Source organism: Cellulomonas fimi, from assembly GCF_028527925.1.
GTDB lineage: Bacteria > Actinomycetota > Actinomycetes > Actinomycetales > Cellulomonadaceae > Cellulomonas > Cellulomonas fimi_C.
On record NZ_JAPESW010000113.1, the window covers coordinates 1 to 1,167 of the forward strand.

The following is a 1,167-nucleotide window of genomic DNA, read 5'->3' on the forward strand; positions in this document are numbered from 1 at the left end:
CTAATGGGAATCCTAGATCTAATAAATAGTTAGTGAAAGCTTTTATAAATGACCGCAGGCCATGTATGAATTGATTGAATTTGGCTTTTGGAGTTACTGGATATCTTTTTTTTTTTTTGATCTGCACCGGGAGCTGCTCCAGTTTGCGTATCGAGACGTTTGCGTTGAGCGGACTCAAAGGAACTGTCCACCAAGCCAGGGTGCCTTGGACTCAATGCAACTGTGCGCCTGGCTCTTTACCTTGAACGGGGTATCGAGCGTGCCCAGCGCAATCGAAATCCACTCTGGATACTTTCCTTCAGCGTCGCTCCAGAACAGCGATGAACCGCATTCCGAGCAGAATTGACGGGTGATACCTGGCGAAGATTCATAGCTTTTCAGCGTGTCACGCATAGCCCGGATCGTCACTTCTGATCGGCGCGCGCTGGCATACGTCGCGAACGCAGCGCCATGGCCTTTCTGGCATTTTTTGCAGTGGCAGTGGGTGACGGCCTTGAGCGGCGCCGAAACGTGATAAGTGATTGCGCCGCAGAGGCAACTGCCTTGAGTCGTTGTGTCCATAGGTGTTCTCGTTCTGTAAGTGCTGGCACGGTAACCAGAACGTACGCCAGCTTGACAGCATTTGACTGCCTTCACTCTCTTGAGCGCGAGGCCTCACACCTGACGACGTCGAAAGTGTTTGATTCAGGTTGATACACCGAAACAAGTCCGTCTGACAGGTTCGCTGATCGTTGGGATGGGGAAATGTTAGTGCAGTGCGATTTTTTAAAGTACTCGGTCGAAAGTACGACTTGTCTGGCAAGGGCAGCGGTCAGTGAACCTCTTTCTTCGAACGTACGAGTGGCCATGCTGGTAATGATGAAAATGACGAACAATCCCACAAACCATGCAATGTACTTCCAGTCGCTCAGCTGTCGTTCGCCTTTCGGGTTTTCAAAGCCAACAAGGTCCCAATGCAAAAGCATAAAAACAGCAAGGAACGATGAGACCGCCAGCAGCCAGGAATAGTGTACAAAGAGGGTGGTCAGTGTAGACGAGGCCGCTGGAAGATAGCCCGGGTCTATTCCGGTAAAGTCATTGATAAACCCGTTGGCGTGCTGTTCAGAGTATTTGAATGCAAGCACGCCGATGATGCCCAACGCCCACTTGAACCACGTTTTTTCATAC

General features: G+C 50.5%; 2 protein-coding genes. Both read right to left on the minus strand.

The genetic code is table 11. From position 1 onward, the window contains the following. Positions 1-174: 174 nt before the first annotated feature. On the minus strand, positions 175-561 hold the full coding sequence (locus tag OMK64_RS21295; RefSeq protein WP_272730100.1) for a GFA family protein: 387 nt from the start codon (positions 559-561) through the stop codon (positions 175-177). A 71-nt stretch (positions 562-632) separates the two neighbouring features. Beyond that, positions 633-1,167, minus strand: a 535-nt coding sequence (locus OMK64_RS21300; protein WP_272730101.1) for a hypothetical protein, incomplete at its 5' end; no start/stop codon positions are given.

Bases quoted from the DNA above. Each gene is read 5' to 3' on its own strand.
- OMK64_RS21295 (WP_272730100.1), bottom strand. From the start codon at position 561: ATGGACACAACGACTCAAGGCAGTTGCCTCTGCGGCGCAATCACTTAT.